This is a genomic window from Paraburkholderia pallida (genome assembly GCF_004524855.1).
Classification (GTDB): Bacteria; Pseudomonadota; Gammaproteobacteria; order Burkholderiales; family Burkholderiaceae; genus Paraburkholderia; species Paraburkholderia oxyphila.
In genome coordinates this window covers 1,209,787-1,226,454 of record NZ_CP038150.1, presented here as the reverse complement: position 1 = coordinate 1,226,454, position 16,668 = coordinate 1,209,787, and the positions used below count along the sequence as shown (strand labels likewise).

General features: G+C 68.4%; 12 protein-coding genes. 9 read left to right on the top strand and 3 right to left on the bottom strand.

Annotated elements, in window-relative coordinates:
* Positions 1–188: 188 nt before the first annotated feature.
* Entirely contained in the window at positions 189–3,011 is a 2,823-nt protein-coding gene (locus E1956_RS32005) for a helix-turn-helix transcriptional regulator (protein WP_134756761.1), read from the bottom strand.
* A 350-nt stretch (positions 3,012–3,361) separates the two neighbouring features.
* On the opposite strand from E1956_RS32005, the gene E1956_RS32000 reads away from it, so the two are divergent.
* Genes E1956_RS32000 through E1956_RS31985 form a run of 4 tightly spaced genes read left to right on the top strand, consistent with a single transcriptional unit; the run spans position 3,362 to position 6,740 of the window.
* A complete protein-coding gene (locus tag E1956_RS32000; protein WP_134756759.1) occupies positions 3,362–4,390 on the top strand; it encodes a universal stress protein in 1,029 nt (342 codons plus the stop codon).
* 53 nt (positions 4,391–4,443) lie between these two features.
* Positions 4,444–5,745, top strand: coding sequence for an MFS transporter (locus E1956_RS31995; RefSeq protein WP_134757924.1), 1,302 nt, complete (start codon positions 4,444–4,446; stop codon positions 5,743–5,745).
* Between the two features lie 22 nt (positions 5,746–5,767).
* Positions 5,768–6,436: a DsbA family oxidoreductase gene (locus E1956_RS31990; protein ID WP_232071916.1), complete on the top strand. Its 669-nt coding sequence runs from the start codon at positions 5,768–5,770 to the stop codon at positions 6,434–6,436.
* Entirely contained in the window at positions 6,426–6,740 is a 315-nt protein-coding gene (locus tag E1956_RS31985; RefSeq protein WP_134756758.1) for a Rieske (2Fe-2S) protein, read from the top strand. Before E1956_RS31990 ends, E1956_RS31985 begins: the two co-directional genes overlap by 11 nt.
* 864 nt (positions 6,741–7,604) lie before the next feature.
* Here E1956_RS31985 and E1956_RS31980 read toward each other — a convergent pair.
* Positions 7,605–8,630 carry an AraC family transcriptional regulator gene (locus tag E1956_RS31980; protein ID WP_134756757.1) on the bottom strand — a complete coding sequence of 342 codons (1,026 nt, stop codon included), beginning with the start codon at positions 8,628–8,630 and terminating at the stop codon, positions 7,605–7,607.
* A gap of 264 nt (positions 8,631–8,894) precedes the next feature.
* Here E1956_RS31980 and E1956_RS31975 point away from each other — a divergent pair, with 264 nt between their 5' ends.
* Entirely contained in the window at positions 8,895–9,737 is an 843-nt protein-coding gene (locus E1956_RS31975) for a TauD/TfdA dioxygenase family protein (protein ID WP_134756756.1), read from the top strand.
* A gap of 152 nt (positions 9,738–9,889) precedes the next feature.
* Here the strand turns inward: E1956_RS31975 and E1956_RS31965 are convergent, their stop codons facing one another.
* On the bottom strand, positions 9,890–12,598 hold the full coding sequence (locus E1956_RS31965; protein WP_134756755.1) for a LuxR C-terminal-related transcriptional regulator: 2,709 nt from the start codon (positions 12,596–12,598) through the stop codon (positions 9,890–9,892).
* Between the two features lie 393 nt (positions 12,599–12,991).
* On the opposite strand from E1956_RS31965, the gene E1956_RS31960 reads away from it, so the two are divergent.
* Genes E1956_RS31960 through E1956_RS31945 form a run of 4 tightly spaced genes read left to right on the top strand, consistent with a single transcriptional unit; the run spans position 12,992 to position 16,606 of the window.
* Complete coding sequence (locus tag E1956_RS31960; RefSeq protein WP_134756754.1) at positions 12,992–13,972, top strand: quinone oxidoreductase family protein; 981 nt, start codon at positions 12,992–12,994, stop codon at positions 13,970–13,972.
* Positions 13,973–13,983: 11 nt separating this feature from the next.
* Entirely contained in the window at positions 13,984–14,832 is an 849-nt protein-coding gene (locus E1956_RS31955; protein WP_134756753.1) for a TauD/TfdA dioxygenase family protein, read from the top strand.
* 50 nt (positions 14,833–14,882) lie between these two features.
* Positions 14,883–15,938 (top strand): beta-keto acid cleavage family enzyme, encoded by a 1,056-nt coding sequence (locus E1956_RS31950; protein WP_134756752.1) that lies wholly within the window; start codon positions 14,883–14,885, stop codon positions 15,936–15,938.
* A gap of 5 nt (positions 15,939–15,943) precedes the next feature.
* Positions 15,944–16,606 carry an RBBP9/YdeN family alpha/beta hydrolase gene (locus E1956_RS31945; protein WP_134757922.1) on the top strand — a complete coding sequence of 221 codons (663 nt, stop codon included), beginning with the start codon at positions 15,944–15,946 and terminating at the stop codon, positions 16,604–16,606.
* Positions 16,607–16,668: the final 62 nt, after the last annotated feature.

The window sequence follows — 16,668 nt, the reverse complement described above, 5'->3', positions numbered from 1 at the left end:
GCCCGTATTTTGCGGGGACGGCGAGCAGAGCGCCCGTCCGTTGCCATGACGCCCCACTGTGCCTTACTGGATGGAGCGATTGACCGGAATCCGCGCGTCGATGCCGGGCTTGCCGTCGCGCTTCATCCACGATGGCCCGCGCGGAGCAAGTTCAAGCGTGAGTTGTCCTGAATCGCAGGTGGGGTGCGCTAGTCCGTGGATTCGAGCAACCCGAGCATGAGCGCGCGGCGTACCGCGTGCTTGCGAGAGCTCGCGTCGAGCTTGCCGAACAGATTCTTCAGGTGCCACTTGATGGTTTCTTCGCCCACGCCCATCGCGAGTGCGATTTCCTTGTTCGACAGCGTGCGCCCGAGCAGTTCGAGGATCTCGCGCTCCTTGGGCGTGAGGACGACGCCCGACACCGCACGCGTTTGCGGCGCCGCGCGGATAACGCGGGGCGCGGCGATCGGGTTCGGGCCGTGCGCGGCGGCGCCGGGCGTGGTCTCGAGCGTGCGCCGCGCCCAGTCGGCCACGGCGGGGTGCAGATCGGAAAGCGTGCGGGCGAGATGGAAGGTCTGCGCGAGGTCGACGGCCTCGATGAGCAGCGCGCGGCCGCTTGCGCCCGTCTGCTCCAGCGCGTAGGCGCGCAGCGCCATGATCGCGATGGCGTCGCAGCGGCGCTTCATGGCGTCGGCAAGCTGCGCCGCCTCATCGAGCGCGTCGAGCGCCTGCTGCCAGCGGCGCGCGGCGATGGCGGCGTTCGCCTCGGCAAGTGAGCGCATCAGCAAGATTTGCCGGCGCCATAGCGGCCGTTGCGGCGCGGCTTCGTTGAGCGCAAGTTCGTCGATGCGCTGCATGAGCGCCTCGCAGGTCTGCACGCGATAACAGCTCGCGTGCAGGCGCACCTGTTCGGCCAGGCTCGCCATGGACAGGCGCGGCAGCCGCCGCGTCACGCCGAGCGCATGCAGCGATTCGAGCAGGTCGAGCGCCCGGTGCTCGGCGCCGCGTGCCGCGGCGATGCGCGCCGCCGTGCGCCACGCAAGGATCACGGTGTCCGGCGTTCCGCTGCGCTCCAGCACGTCGAGCCGGTTGGCGAGCAGGGCGGCCGCTTCATCGACGCGGCCGGCTTCGTAGGCAAGCGTCGCGCACAACGTGGCCAGCATGCAGCTGAGCGGATGGCGGCGGCCGAGATCCGCATCCGCGCTGGCGAGCGCCGGCGTCAGCACGGCGTCGGCCAGTTGAAGCTGGCCCTCCCAGATGTAGCTGAGCCCGACCACGAAGGCGCCCCAGCGTCCCACGTAGCTTTGCTGCGCGGGCTCCCGCGGCGCGCGCGGCAGGCGCTGCTGGAACTGCCGGGCCTGGGCGGGCTCTCCCAGTGCGAGCGCACGCGCGCCTAGCCGGTTCGCGTGCACCTGGGCGAGCCACGGCTGCGCGCCCGGTGCCGCGTCCATCCACGGCTCGAACAGCGCGATGCAGCGGTCGATATCGTCCGCGAAGTACGCGGCGGCGCTCAGGATCAGCGCGCATTCGTAGCGCAATTCGGCATCCACGTTCGGCCCCGCGAGCACGCGTTCGACTTGCCGGCCGGCCTCGGGGTGGCGCTCGCCGAGCGCCAGCGCCCATGCCGCCGCAAGGCGCAGGCGCGGGCGCGCTTCGAGCTCGGCCTCGGGCAGCAGTTCGAGCCACTCCAGCATGGCGCTCAGGTGACCCTGGCGCACGGCGTCGAGCAGGCTGCGCTCCGCCAGCTCGAACGCGAGCCGGTGCTGCCCGGCCGCGTGAGCGTGGCGCGCCGCCCGATCGGTCATGCCTTGCTCCGCGAGCCAGGCGGCGGCGCGCGCGTGCAATTGCGCTTGTGTTTGCGCCTGCGTTTGTGCCGGGGTTTGCGCCTGAGTTTGTGCCGGGGTTTGCGTCGGGCGTGGTGTCCGGGGTTGCGTCTGCAATGCCGCGCCCTCGGACTGCGGCCATTGCGCGAGGCGCGCGCGCAGCACATCGCGCACGAGCGCATGGAGCTGGAGCCATTCGTTGCCGTCCGCGGCCGTGAAAATCGGCGTGTCGCGCGCGAGACGCGCGAGTTGCTCTGCCGCTTGCGCCTCGCCGGTCAGGGCGGCGCACAGTGCCGGGTGGAGCGTGTCGACGATGCAGATGCGCGTGAGGAAGTCGACATCAGCAGGCGCGAGCCGGGCGATCAGCGCCCGCACGAGGCGCTCGCGCAGCTCGCCGGACACGCCTTCCAGCGGCTCGACGATCCGGCGCGGATCGCTCGCGCGCTCCATGGCGGCCAGCGCCAGTTGCAGGCCCAGCGGCCAGCCTTCGCAGAGCTCGAAGAGGCGCGCGCTGGCGTCGGCGTCGATGCGCTCGCCGAAGCGCGCGGCCGCGAGCGCGATGGTTTCGTCGACCCTGAAACGCAGGGTGTCGGCGTCCACCAGCGCGCACTGGCCGTAGGCGAGCAGATCGGTGAGCGGCGCGTCGAGCCCGTGCCGCGCCGCCACGATCGTGCGCAGGTTCGGCGGCGCGTTGTGCAGGATATAGGCGAGCGCATGCACGCCCGAGGCGGGCAGCCGTTCCGCTTCGTCGACGATCAGCACCAGCTCGAACGAAAGCTGCGCCACTTTCGCGAGCCAGGCCGTCACGCCTTCCAGCTCGTGCGCCGCGCCCACCACGCCGTCGGCGAGATGACGCGCGAAGGCCGGGCGCGCGCAGGCCGTGCGCACCGCCTGCACGAGGCCGGGCACGAGACGCTGCGCGTCGTCGCGCTCATCGGCCGAAAACCAGGCGACAGCGGTGCCGTGGGCGAGATGTTCGCGCCGCCAGAGCGCCAGCAGCGAGGTCTTGCCGAACCCCGCCGGCGCCTGCACCAGCACCGCCGGACGCTCGCGCACGGCCGCGTTCGCGGCGCCCAGCCGCGCGCGCGTGAACAGGTGCGCCGGCTCGCGCGGCGCGATGGTTTTCAGGACGAACTCGCTGGCGGCGCGCCCGGCGCCCGGGGCGTCTGGGGCTGAAGGGGGCACTGCGGGGGGCACTGAGGGGGGCATCGGGCAGGCAGGATCGAATCGGTCGACCAGTCTTGCGGGCTGGCCGGTGCGGGGGGCGGTCTGAAAGCATCGGCTGGACAGGCGGCCCGCGTCAAGCCCCCCGCGCGTCAAGCCCCCCCGCGCGGAGGGGGGCGGTCGTGTGCCGCGCCGCTACCATGCTTTCAAGGCTGGCGAGGCCGCACGCGACGCACGCCGGCTGCGAACCGGATGGAACCGGCACCAGAGGGAAGCGGCACCAGGCGGAACCCGCACCGGACGGCACCGGCACCGGAGGGAACCGCCGCCAGCACCCAGACGGCAAGTGCGAGGCCCGCATCCTTTGCCTGCCGGATTTATGTGAGCTTGAGCCCATGTATCGCCATTTCCTCGTTCTCGTGCATGACTCCGACGCCGGCATCGACACCGTGGCTCATGCGGTTGCGTTGGCGCGCTCGGTTGGCGCGCGCGTGACGTTCGTTCACTTGGTGCGCGAGCCGCGGGAGGGGGCGCGGGCGGCGTCCGGGCGCCTGTTCGACGATTGCGTGCGCGAGATGGTCGCCGCGAAGGCCGAGGCGGCGGCGCGTGCGCTGGGCGTGCCGTGCGAGTCGATGCGCGTGACTGGCGGTGTCGCGCAGCGTGTTCGAGCGGGCGATGCCGGCGCATGGGGCTGCGATCTCGTTTGCGTCGCGGCGCAGGTGGTTGCGGCGCGAGATGGCGTGGGCGAGGCTGCCGACCACGATGCCGATGCCGATGCCGATGCCGATGCCGATGCCGATGCCGATGCCGATGATGCTGATGCTGCCGCCGCCGGCACCGACGTCGCGGCAGGTTCGGTTGCCGCGCAGTTCGCGGCCGCGAACGTGCCGGTGCTGAGTTGTGCCGTGCGGCGCAGCCCGGCTGCGGCGCGTGTGGTGGCGGCGCTCTACAGCGCCCATCGCGCCACGGCCGTCGCGCTGTGCGAGCGGTTGGCCCATAACGGGTCGCCCCATCCCGGACTCGACGCCCTGCGCATCCCGCGCTTCGGCACCGCAGACGCGTGCCTGCTCTCTTCGCTGCTGCGTGGGCGTACGAGCGTGGTCGATGCCGAGCTTGGCGAGCTCGAGCGGCAGCATCAGCGTGGCAAGGTGCTTTTCGAGGAGCTCGAGCGTGTAGCCGCCGCCAGCTCCGCCGGCGACGCGCCGCCCGAGCGTGTTGCAGAGGCGTTGAACGGCTACGCGCAGTTTGTCTGGGAATATTTCGGGCGCAAGGAAGGCGTGATCGTGCCCGCCGCGCAGCGCTATCTGCGCGAGGCCGACTGGCGCGAGATCGAGGCGGCGTTGGCCACTGCCGCCACGCTTGCCGGCACAGGCCGGCCGCAGCCCAAGGAGACGACTCGCGGGCCGCAGGGCCGGCGAGCCTGAAAAGACGAATATCGGAGGAGACACAGTTGCATACGCATTCCATCGAGGCCGGCATGCACGCGCAAGGCGCGGCCGATTCTTCCCCGCGAGCCTATGCGTGGGTCGTGTTCGCGTTGACGTTCGCGCTATTGCTGTCCGACTACATGTCGCGCCAGGTGCTCAATGCGGTCTTCCCGCTCCTCAAGGCGACATGGGGGCTCTCGGACACGCGGCTCGGCTCGTTGAGCAGCATCGTCGCGCTCATGGTCGGCGTGCTCACGTTTCCGCTTTCCGTGTTCGCCGACCGCTGGGGCCGCGTGCGCAGCATTGTCCTCATGGCGGCGCTCTGGAGCCTCGCGACGCTCGGCTGCGCCGCCGCGGCTAGCTATGGCGAGATGCTGCTCGCGCGCGCCTTCGTGGGGCTGGGCGAAGCGGCGTACGGGAGCGTCGGCGTCGCGCTGATCCTCAGCATCTTCCCGGCGCGCCTGCGTGCGACGCTCACCGGCGCGTTCATGGCCGGCGGCGCATTCGGGTCGGTGCTGGGCATGGCGGCGGGCGGCATGCTCGCAGTGCACATGGGCTGGCGCGCCGCGTTCGGCGCGATGGCGTGCCTTGGCTTCGTGCTCGTGCTTGCGTTTCGCCTCATCGTCACCGAAGCGCGCATTGCGCAGGGCCACGGCGCGCGCGCCCGTGCGCGCGGCGTGGCGAATAACGCCGGACGTCCCGGCCTGCGCAACGTGTTCGCGGGACTGTTCTCGTCGGTCTCGGTGATCTGCGCCTATCTCGGCAGCGGCCTGCAGCTCTTCATCATGGGCGCCGTGGTGGCCTGGATGCCGAGTTTCCTGAACCGTTATTACGGCATGCCGCCCGACCGTGCGGCGGTGTCGGCGGCGGTGTTCGTGCTGCTGGGCGGGACCGGCATGATCGTGTGTGGCGCGCTGACCGACCGCGTGAGCCGTGACGCACCCGGGCGCAAGTGGACGATGGCGATCGTCTTCTCGCTGCTGTCGTTCGCATTGCTCGGCTGCGGCTTCTACGCGGGCCCCGGCCCGCTGCAACTTGTGTTGCTGGGCGGCGGCATCTTTGTCGTGGCTGGCACGTCGGGGCCGGCCGGCGCGATGGTCGCCAATCTCACACCCGAGTCGATTCACTCGCCGGCGTTCGCCACGCTCACGCTCGTGAACAACCTGGTCGGACTCGCGCCGGGGCCGCTCGTGACGGGCTTTATCGCGGACCGGATTGGCCTTCTCGGCGCGTTGCAGGCCGCTCCACTGGTGGCGCTCGTGGCGACCCTCGCGTTTGCGCTCGGCAAGCGCCGCTATGGCGCGGGACTGCGGGCCGTGCGCCAGCGCCAGGCGGTAGCCGCGCTTCAATGACCGAGCCGTGGAGCATTCATCGATGAATACCCTGCATTCTCCCGCACGGGAGTTGCGCGTCGAGTTTTATTTCGACTTCGTATGCCCGTGGTGCCTGATTGGCAAGCGCAACCTCGAAGCGGCGATTAGCGCGCTCGAAGCGCGGCAGCCTCGCATGAACGTGCAGATCGTATGGCGCCCGGTCGAGCTGCTGCCGCATACGCCCGTGGGCGGCGTGCCTTATGAGGCGTTCTATCTGGCGCGTCTCGGCAGCGCGCAGGCCGTGGCGCAGCGGCGCGCGCAGGTCATGCAGGCGGCGCTCGGCGCAGGCGTGGAGCTAGCGTTCGAGCGTATTCGTGTGTTTCCGAATACTGCGGCGGCGCATGAACTGGTTGCGTGCGCAACTGATAAGGCATGCGGACATGATAGCGGCCGGCAGGCCGCCCTGATCGAGCGCCTCTTCATGGCCTATTTTTGCGAGGGCGAAGATATTGGCGATGTTGGCACGCTCTCGCGGATCGCGCTTGCCTGCGGCATCGGCGATACGGCTCCCGCGCGGCGGCCGGAAAGCGCTGCGGCGCAAATCGAAGGCGTGCCTTACTTCGTGTTCGGTGGGCGCTACGCAGTGTCGGGTGCACAGCCGCCTGGTGTGTTGCTCGATGCGATGCTGCGTGCGGTAGATCTGATGGAGGCACAGTCCCATGGCGCATGAAATTGCAATTGGCGATGCGGACAGCCTGGAAGCGGGCCAGCGCAAGCTCGTGTTTATCGGCGGCGGTCGCAGTGTGGTTGTCTTCAACGTGGACGGGCGTCTTCATGCGATTGAGAATAGTTGTCCGCACAACGGGGCGTCGCTCGCTAATGGGCGTCTTGATGGCAGTTTGCTTACTTGCCCGGCGCATGGGTTGCAGTTCGATCTGGATGCGGGCTGCACGCCCGGGGTGGGGAAATTGTGTCTGGATTTCTTGCCGATTAGGGACCTGGACGGGCAACTGATGATCACGATTGACGTGTAATGAGTGACGGTGGTGCGTTCGCGTCACGACGCGGTTGGTATTGCGTCTGGGCGCGCGCTATTGCGCTCTTTGTATGTTTGAGGGTTGTTTCGGTTCGATGTTGGCCTTAACTCGTTTTCGCGGCGGGCCGCAGGCGTTGCCCCTGTGCGGGGCGGCACCTACTTTTCTTTGCCGCGGCAAAGAAAAGTAGGCAAAAGAAAACCGCTCAAACCGCCAGTGTGACGCAGTTCACCACTCGCCTTATAGCGGAGCGGTTCCGGGGCGTCTGCCATCACTTGCTACACGCCGGAGTGACCAAGGGCTCATTCATCCGGCGGCGCTTCGCGCGCCGAGGGGTATATCCAAAACCAGTGAGATGTACACTCGTTTGTCGCGCTCAAATATATTCGCTCGACGGCTCGACCACACATTCGCCAGCCTGCACGCCCGTGCATTCACCGGTTAGTACCACAACGCATTTACCGATTATCGCCCCAGTGCATTTACCGGTTAGCACTGCCGTACATTTACCGGTCAGCACCGCCGCGCATTTACCGGATGGCACCCCTAACGCAATCGCCGGCCCGCCGCCGGTTTTCCTTGCAGACCCTTCCGCCCGCGCGTAGCGCGTGGCGGGAAGAATGAGCCCTTTGTCACTAACGCGGAGTGTGCGAAGACACGGATGCCCCGGAGCCGCTCCGATTGGAAGGGCAGTGGGGGACTGCGTCACACTGGCGGTGTGAGCCGCTTTCTTTTGCCTACTTTTCTTTGCGGCTGCAAAGAAAAGTAGGTGCCGCCCCGCACAGGGGCAACGCCTGCGGCCCGCCGCGAAAACAAGTTAAGGCCAAGGAAAGGCCAACACCACCAACACCACCACCAGGGCACTCAGTGCCCACCACGAGCACCCTGCTCAGCTCGCCACCGACTAGGCGGCTGCCCAAACTCCGCACTAAACCACCTCGAGAACGCACTGGGTTCAGAAAACCCCAACCGATCGCTAATATCAGCCACAGCATGCCGAGGCTGCGCCAAATACCGCACCGCAAGCGAGCCCCGCACCTCATTCACGAGCGCAGAGAACTTCTCACCATCCTGTTCAAGCTGGCGCTGCAGCGTCCGCGGCGTGAGCCCGAGCCGCGCACTAACTGGCTCGATCGTACCCGCGCCACGCGGCAACAGCAGATGAATCGCACGACGCACGTTATCGGCAAGCGAAGCCTCGCCATACCGCGGCTGCAAATCGATCAGCTCCTGCGCATACCGCGCAAGATGGCTATCCGCAAGCGGATTCGCGCGATCAAGATCACCGCGCGCCATCACGATCCCATCAAACTCACTATCGAATTCGATTCGCGCCCCGAAGAACCGCCGGTGCACCTGCAGCCGCTCGGGCGCCGCATGCGCAAAATGCACACCACGCGGCGCGTACTGGGCACCGAGCATGGCGCGCACGAGACTGAGCACCGCGCCAACTGTGAGCTCCACGATCTCCGGCCCCGGATCCGGGCGCGCCGTGACAAGCGCGACGTGCAGCACCGCGGTGTCCTCGATCTCCTCGACCTGAACGGAGACGGAATCGCTGAGCAAATGCCGATAGAGCTCGATGCGCGCGAGCGCCTCGCGCAGCGTGGGCTGGTGTTGCAGCAGGAGGCTGAGCGAGCCGAAGTCGGAGAGCCGCCATGCCTCGCCAATGCGTGCGCCTAGTGTGCGGCACTCGGCCTGCCCAGCGCCGCCCGCCAGCGAGACCTCGAACACGCGCGCGAGACTCGTTTCGGGAATGCGCAAGTCCGGTGTCGTGAGGCACGACAGATCGAGCCCGGCGTCACGCAGCGCACGGACCGGATCGATGCCCGCATGGGCGGCGATCTCCGAAAATTTGGTCAGGGACGCGCTTCGAACCAGGATGGGCATGGGGTCACAAGGAGGGCTTCAATGACGATCGGACGGGCAGGTGCCGTTAGCCAAGCGTAACGCCGCGACGGCGCATCGTCTGTGAGGAATAACCATGAGTGACCGTCAGTGCGTGCGCATGTCGTCACGCGTCAGGTCGTGGCGCGCAGGGTCAAGCACGCGGGCCGTGCATTTCACACAATGCCAGTCATGGCGGCGCCGACAAGTCCATCAAGCAGATCACGCCGGTGAGGCGCGCGCAAACCCGTTCAAAGGAGACCGCCCATGCAAATCGAACGACTGACCTGCACCATCGGCGCCGAGGTGTCGGGCGTTCATCTCGGCGATGCCGCGCGCGACGACGCGCTGTTCGCCGAAATCAAGGCGCTGCTGCTCACGCACAAGGTCCTGTTTCTGCGCGACCAGCACATCACGCGCGCCGAGCACGTGGCGTTCGCGCGCCGCTTCGGCGATCTCGAGGATCACCCCGTCGCGGGCAGCGATCCCGAGCATCCGGGCCTCGTGCAGATCTACCGCAGCGACAAGAAAGAGCACTACGAAAACAGCTATCACACCGACGGCTCGTGGCGGCCCTGCCCGCCGATGGGCGCGGTGCTGCGCTGTATCGAATGCCCCGAGGTGGGCGGCGACACCATCTGGGTCGACATGGCGGCCGCGTATCGACATCTGCCCGAGGACATCAAGCAGCGCATCGGCGGACTGCGCGCGAAGCACAGCATCGAGCATTCGTTCGGCGCCGCAATGACGCCCGATGCGAGAGCGAAGCTCGCGGCCGAGAACCCGATGGTCGAGCATCCGGTCGTGCGCACGCACCCCGAGACCGGCGAGAAGATCCTCTACGTGAACAGCTTCGCCACGCACTTCGCGAACTTTCACACGCCGGAGAATGTCCGCTACGGGCAGGACAAGACGCCCGGCGCGAGCCATCTGCTCAATTACCTCATCAGCCAGGCCTACATTCCCGAGTATCAGGTGCGCTTTCGCTGGAAGCCCAATAGCGTCGCCATCTGGGACAACCGTGGCACCCAGCACTATGCCGTGCAGGACTACTGGCCCGCGCCGCGCAAGATGGAGCGCACGGCGATGGTCGGCGACCGGCCTTTCTGAGTTCAGGCCATCGTGTTCGATGGCATCCGATCGCGCCGCGCAGCCAGCCGCGTTGCAGCGGCTCGATCAGATCGATTGGCACAACCGGCACAATCGGCACAATCGGCACAATCGGCACAATCGGCTCAAGCGCCTCAAGCGCCTCAAGCGCCTCAATCGCCGCTTTCCAGCAACCCCAGCAATTGAGCGCGCAGCACCGCATGCTTGCGGTTGCTCGCGCTCAGCTTGCCGAACAGGTTCTTCACATGCCACTTGGCGGTGACTTCCCCCACACCCATTGCCTGCGCGATCTCCTTGTTCGAGAGATTGCGCGCCAGCAATTCGAGGACTTCGCGTTCCTTGGGTGTGAGCACCATGCTCGGCACCGCGCGTGGCGCGCCCTGCGCGCGCGGGGGACGCCCGGCGGGCTCGGCCGCGCGCGCAGGTCGCGCCGCCGCGATGGCGGTCTGCTCGCCGCCGTCTTGCGCCACCAGGCTGCGCACCCAGTCGGCCAGCGCCGGATGCGCGTCGGCGAAAACGCGCACGAGGCCATAGGTGCCGGTCAGCCCGATGGCTTCGCGCAGCAGCGCCAAGCCGTCTTCGCCTTGGGCTTTGCTGGCGAGCGCGCGCAGTCCCATGATCTCGATGCGCTCGCGGCCGAGCTTCATTGCGTCGGCCAGTGCCTGCGCCTGGGCAAGCTGCTCGAGCGCTCGCGCGCCGTCGTGCCGGGCCAGCGTCGTGTACGCATGGGTCATCGCCCGGCGCAACGCCACATCGCGACGCCAGAGTGGGCCATGCGATCCTTCGGACTGCTCGACGAGTGCGTCGAGCTGCGCGCTCAACGCACGGCACGTCTCGGCACGCCCGTGGCCCGCGTGGATGCGCACACGCTCCGCAAGGCTCGCGATCGACAGGCGCGGCAGTTCGCGCGCCGTGCCGGCGGCCTGCATCGCTTCGAGCAGATCGAGCGCGCGCCGCTCCACGCCCTGTGCTTGCGCCACGCGCGCGGCGCACACATAAGCGATCAGCGAAGTCTCGGCGGAGCCGGCCCGCTCGAGCACGTCGAGCCGGTTCGCGAGCAGCGCATCGGCTTCTTCCACGCAGTCGCGCTCGAACAGGGCGGCCGCCAGCACGGCCGCGAGCATGCAGGGCAGCGGATGGCGGCGGCCCAGCTCGGCTTCGGCGCTCGTCAGCGCGGGGCGCAGCACGGTCTCGGCAAGCACGGCCTGGCCTTCGCTCAGGTAGCTCAGGCCGGTCACGAATTCGCCCCAGTGCGCGGCGTAGCGGTGCGCCTTGCCGAACTCGCCGCGTGGCGTGAGCTGCAAATGGCGGCGCGCGTTGGCGGGCTCGCCCTGCAGCAGCGCGGCCATCGCGAGGCGGTTCGCGTGCGTCTGGAGCCGGCGCGGTTCAGCGAGCGGCGGCGGCTCGCGCCACGGCGCAAGGAGCGCGAGGAAGCGGTCGGGCTCGTCGGCGTACCAGGCCGCCACGCTCAGGATGAGCGCGCATTCGTAGCGCCGCTCGGGCGTGCAGTCGGGCGCCTCGGCCATCGGCGCGACGAGCTGTCCGGCCTGGGCGTGGCGCTCGCTGAGCGCGAGCGCCCAGGCGGCGGCGAGGCGCAAGTCCGGCTGCCGGTCGAGCTCGTCCTCGGGCAGCAACTCGAGCCATTCGAGCGCGGCGGTGAGGCGCCCTTGCATGACCGCACCGTAGAGCGAGCGGCCCGCCAGTTCGAACGCCACGTCGCGCTCACCGGCCGCATGTGCGTGGCGCGCCGCCACTTCATGGATCCCATGCGCGGCGAGCCAGTGCATCGCGCGCCGGTGCAGGCCGGCGAGCTCATCGGGCGCAAGCTCGGCCAGACGCGCGCCGAGAGCCGCGCGGGCGAGCGTATGCAGGCGGCACCAGTCGCTGCCGTCGCTGATCATGAAGATGGGCGTATCGCGCATGAGCCGCGCGAGTTGCGCCGGGGCCTGCGAATCGTCGAGCAGCGCGCGGCACAGGTCGGGATGCAGCATGTCGACGAGCGCGAGGCGCGTGAGGAACGCGAGATCGTCCGGCGCGAGCCGCGCGAGCAGGCTGCTCACCAGATGCTCGCCTTGAACGCCTCGCTGCCCCGACATCGCGTCGATGACGCCGCGCGGGTCGCCGTTCTTTTCCATCGCGGCAAGCGCGAGCTGCAGGCCGAGCGGCCAGCCGTCGGTGAGCTCGTGCAGGCGCGCGCAACTGTCGGTGTCCACGCGGTCGCCGAAGCGCCGGCGCACGAGCGCCAGCGTTTCTTCGAGACGAAAGCGCAGCGCTTCGGGCCCGAGGCAGACGCACTGGCCGTATGCGCTCAGGTCGTCCACGGCGGTCTCGAAGCCGCTGCGCGCCGCCACGACGATGCGCAGGTTCGCGGGCGCGTTGTGCAGCAGGTAGAGCAGCGCCGCGCTGCCCACCGGCGAGAGCCGCTCGGCTTCGTCGACGATGAGCACGAGATCGAGCGCCGATTGCGCGACTTCGGCGAGCCAGCCGGTCAGGCCCTCGGTCTCGCCGGGCGTGGCGAAGCTGCTTTCGAGCAGCGTGCGCCCGAACTCGGGGCGCGCGCCGCCCACGCGCACGGCGAGCACGAGGCTGTGCAAAAAGCGTTGCGGGTCGTCGTGTGCATCGGCCGACACCCAGGCGACGGCGGCGCCGTGCGCGAGGTGCTCGCGCCGCCATTGCGCGAGCAGCAGCGTCTTGCCGAAGCCGGGAGGCGCTTGCACGACGATCGCGCTCTGATTGCGCAAGGGCTCGCTCGCGAGATTCAGGCGCTCGCGCGCAAGCAGGTGACGCGGCGCGCGCGGCGGCATGGTCTTGAGCGCGAGTTCGGAATACGCGGGCAGTGCGCCGCGGTTCGCGGAGGTCATCTGACGAATCGGAATAGGCCGTGGGGCTGGCGAGGTGATCTAAAGCTGCGCGCACCGGCGCAGGCGCTTGAAGTCGCGCCGCGTGGCAGGACCGGGCGGCGCGGGCAATCGATCGGAAGATTATAGGCATGGCAGGGCCATCCCTGACAATCCGGTGACAGCCGGGTAAGGATCGACTCAGAAGCGAGTCGGAAGCGGCTCAAGGCGGGATGGAAGGGGCCGCCCCCTCCTGCAAGGAGGGCGCGCGGCGCGCCGCCCCGTCCTACGATGAATTCAGACACCCCATCCCGATGCATGGGGCCGCCCGTGCAGCAACACGTGCGCCGCCACGGGATTTCGACGGGGCAAGCAGCAAAGGTCAAGCAGCAAGCAGGAACAACAAGGAGACAGAAGATGGCACATGCGATCAGGTTCCACGAGACCGGCGCGCCGGAAGTGATGCGCTGGGAAGAAGTGGACGTGGGCGCGCCCGGCCCGGGCGAGGTGCGGCTGCGCCACGAAGCGGTCGGCCTGAATTTCGCGGACACGTATTTCCGCTCCGGCCTCTATCCGGTGCCGCTGCCGGCGGGCATGGGCGTGGAGGCGGCGGGCGTGGTGGAGGCGGTGGGCGCGGGCGTGACCCACGTCGCGCCGGGCGACCGCGTCACCTACACCGGCTTCGTGAACACGCTGGGCGCCTACAGCACCGAGCGGCTGATTGCGGCGGCGTCCCTCATCAAGCTGCCCGACGCCATCGCCTGCGAAACGGCGGCGGCCATGACGATGCGCGGCCTCACCTCGGCCTACCTCATGCGCCGCATCTGGCCGCTGCAAGCCGGCGAGACGATCCTCGTGCACGCGGCCGCGGGCGGTGTGGGCCTGATCGTCTGCCAATGGGCGAAGCTGCTCGGGCTGAAGGTGATCGGCACGGTCTCGACCGAGGAGAAAGCGGCCATCGCCCGCGCCCACGGCTGCGATCACGTGATCCTCTACCGCAGCGAAGACGTCGCGAAGCGCGTGCGCGAGCTGACCGATGGCGTGGGCGTTTCGGTGGTCTACGACAGCGTCGGCCAGGACACCTTCGCGATGTCGCTCGACTCGCTCAAGCGCCGCGGCCTGCTCGTGTGCGTGGGCACGGCCTCGGGCAAGGCGCCCGCGTTCGAGCCGCAGATGCTCGCGATGAAGGGCTCGCTCTACGTCACGCGCCCCGCGCTGGCCGACTATATCGCCGATCCCGCGGAGAAGGCCGAGCTCGCGGAAGAGATCTTCGGCCACGTCGCGGCGGGGCGCATCAAGATCGAGATCAACCAGCGTTACGCGCTGCAGGACGCCGTGCAGGCGCACCACGATATCGAAGCGCGCAGGACGACGGGCTCGTCCGTCTTCACGATCTGAGGCCGCCCATCATGAGAGTCGAGCAACTGACTTGCGCCATCGGCGCGGAACTGGTGGGTGTGCATCTGGGCGATGCGGTGCACGACGAGGGTTTGTTCGAAGCGATCAAGGCCGCGCTGCTCGAGCACAAGGTGCTGTTCCTGCGCGACCAGAAGATCACGCGCGCCGAGCACGTGGCCTTTGCGAGACGTTTCGGAGAACTGGAGGATCATCCGGTGGCGGGTAGCCACCCCGAGCATCCGGGCCTCGTGCAGATCTACAAGACGCCCGAGCAGCCGAACGACCGCTACGAGAACGCCTGGCACACCGACGCCACCTGGCGCGCCGCGCCGCCGATGGGCGCGGTGCTGCGCTGCGTGGAATGCCCGCCGGTGGGCGGCGACACCATGTGGGCCAACATGGTGCTCGCCTACGAGAACCTGCCGCAGCACGTGAAGGACGAGATCGCGGACCTGCGCGCGAGCCACAGCATCCAGGCGAGCTTCGGCGCGGTCATGCCGATCGAAAAACGTCTCGCACTGAAGGCGCAATACCCGGACGCCGAGCATCCGGTGGTGCGCACGCACCCGGAGACGGGCAAAAAGGTGCTGTTCGTGAACGGCTTCACCACGCACTTCGTGAACTATCACACGCCCGCGCGCGTGCGCTACGGCCAGGACGGCAATCCGGGCGCGGCGCAACTGCTGCAATACCTGATCAGCCAGGCGTACATCCCCGAGTACCAGGTGCGCTGGCGCTGGCGGCCGGACAGCGTGGCGATCTGGGACAACCGCAGCACCCAGCATTACGCGGTCATGGACTACCCCCCGTGCCACCGCAAGATGGAGCGCGCGGGGATCATCGGCGACGTGCCTTATTGATTGGCCCATTGGCCGCTACGCGAAATCAGAACCCGACACTGGAGGAAGACATGCAATTTTTCGACGATTCGCTGCACCCCGAGAACATGGAGAAGGTGGTCATCACGGTGGCGCCGTACGGCCCCGAATGGATGCCCGAAGACTTCCCCGAGGACATTCCCGTCACGATGGATGAGCAGGTGCAAAAGGCGGTGGACTGCTACAACGCGGGCGCGACGGTGCTGCACCTGCACGTGCGCGAGCTGGACGGCAAGGGCTCCAAGCGTCTCTCGAAGTTCAACGAACTGATTGCGGGCGTGCGCGCGGCGGTGCCCGACATGATCATCCAGGTGGGCGGCTCGATCTCGTTCGCGCCGGAAGACGACGGTCAGGCCGCGAAGTGGCTCTCTGACGACACGCGCCACATGCTCGCGGAGCTCGAGCCGAAGCCCGACCAGGTGACCGTGGCGATCAACACCACGCAGATGAACATCATGGAGCTGCTCTACCCCGAGTATCTGGAGGGCACCTCGCTCGCGAACCCGGCGCTGCAGGCCGCCTACAGTGAAATGACGGTGCCCGCGGGGCCGCAGTGGCTGGAAGAGCATCTGCGCCGCCTGCAGGCCTCGGGCATCCAGCCGCATTTCCAGTTGACGGGCATCCATGCGCTGGAAACGCTCGAGCGCCTCGTGCGCAAGGGCGCTTATCGCGGGCCGCTGAACCTCACGTGGATCGGCATCGGCGGCGGCTTCGACGGCCCGAACCCGTTCAACTTCTTCAACTTCGTGCATCGCGCGCCCCAGGGCTGCACGCTCACGGCGGAGTCGCTGCTCAAGAACGTGCTGCCGTTCAACATGATGGCGATGTCGATGGGCCTGCATCCGCGCTGTGGTATCGAGGACACGATCATCGGCCAGCATGGCCAGCGCATGACCTCGGTGGAGCAGATCGAGCAGTGCGTGCGCGTGGCGCACGAGCTCGGGCGCGAGGTGGCGTCGGGCAAGGAGGCGCGCGAGATCTACCGCATCGGCACGTTCTATGAGGATGCCGAAGAAACGCTCGCCGCCAACGGCTATTTGCCGAACCGCAAGCCGGCGGGTCTCGGTCTCGTGAAGTCGGCGGCGTGAGCATCATGCGCCAGGAGCCCACCATCGTGATCGTTCCGGGGCTGCGCGACCACGTCGCGCAGCACTGGCAAACGCTGCTCGAAGCGCGCTTGCGCGCGCAGAACCGGCCGGTGGCCGTCGTGCCGCCCATGGGCCGCGACGATCTCGATTGCGCCGCGCGCGTGGAGGCGATCGAAGCCGTGGTCGCGGGCATCGAGACGCCCGTGATCATCGTGGCGCACAGTGGCGGCTGCGTGATGATCGCGCACTGGGCGCAACGCTATCCGCGTGCGCCTGGCGGTGCGATCGCCGGTGTGTTGCTGGCGGCGCCGCCGGACTTCGAGGCGCCGATGCCCGACGGCTATCCCACGCTCGAAGCGCTCGATGCGAGCGGATGGCTGCCGGTGCCGCGCGCGCCGCTGCCGTTCGCCTCGATCGTCGCGGCGAGCCGCAACGACCCGCTCGCCCGCTACGAACGCGTGCTCGAACTCGCGCGCGTGTGGCGCAGCGAGGTGGTCGATCTCGGCAACGTCGGCCACCTGAATCCGGCCAGCGGATTCGGCGAGTGGCCCGGCGCCGACGACCTGATCGACGCGCTCGAGCGTCGCGCGCAGGCGCGCGACCTGGCAAACGAGGCATCCCGACAAGGCGAGCTGCAAGACGCGCTGGACGCGTCGCGCCGCGCCTGACCCCGCCCGCTTACACGCGTTGCTATAACGCGCGTAAGCGGACGCCGGACCCGCTGCACTTT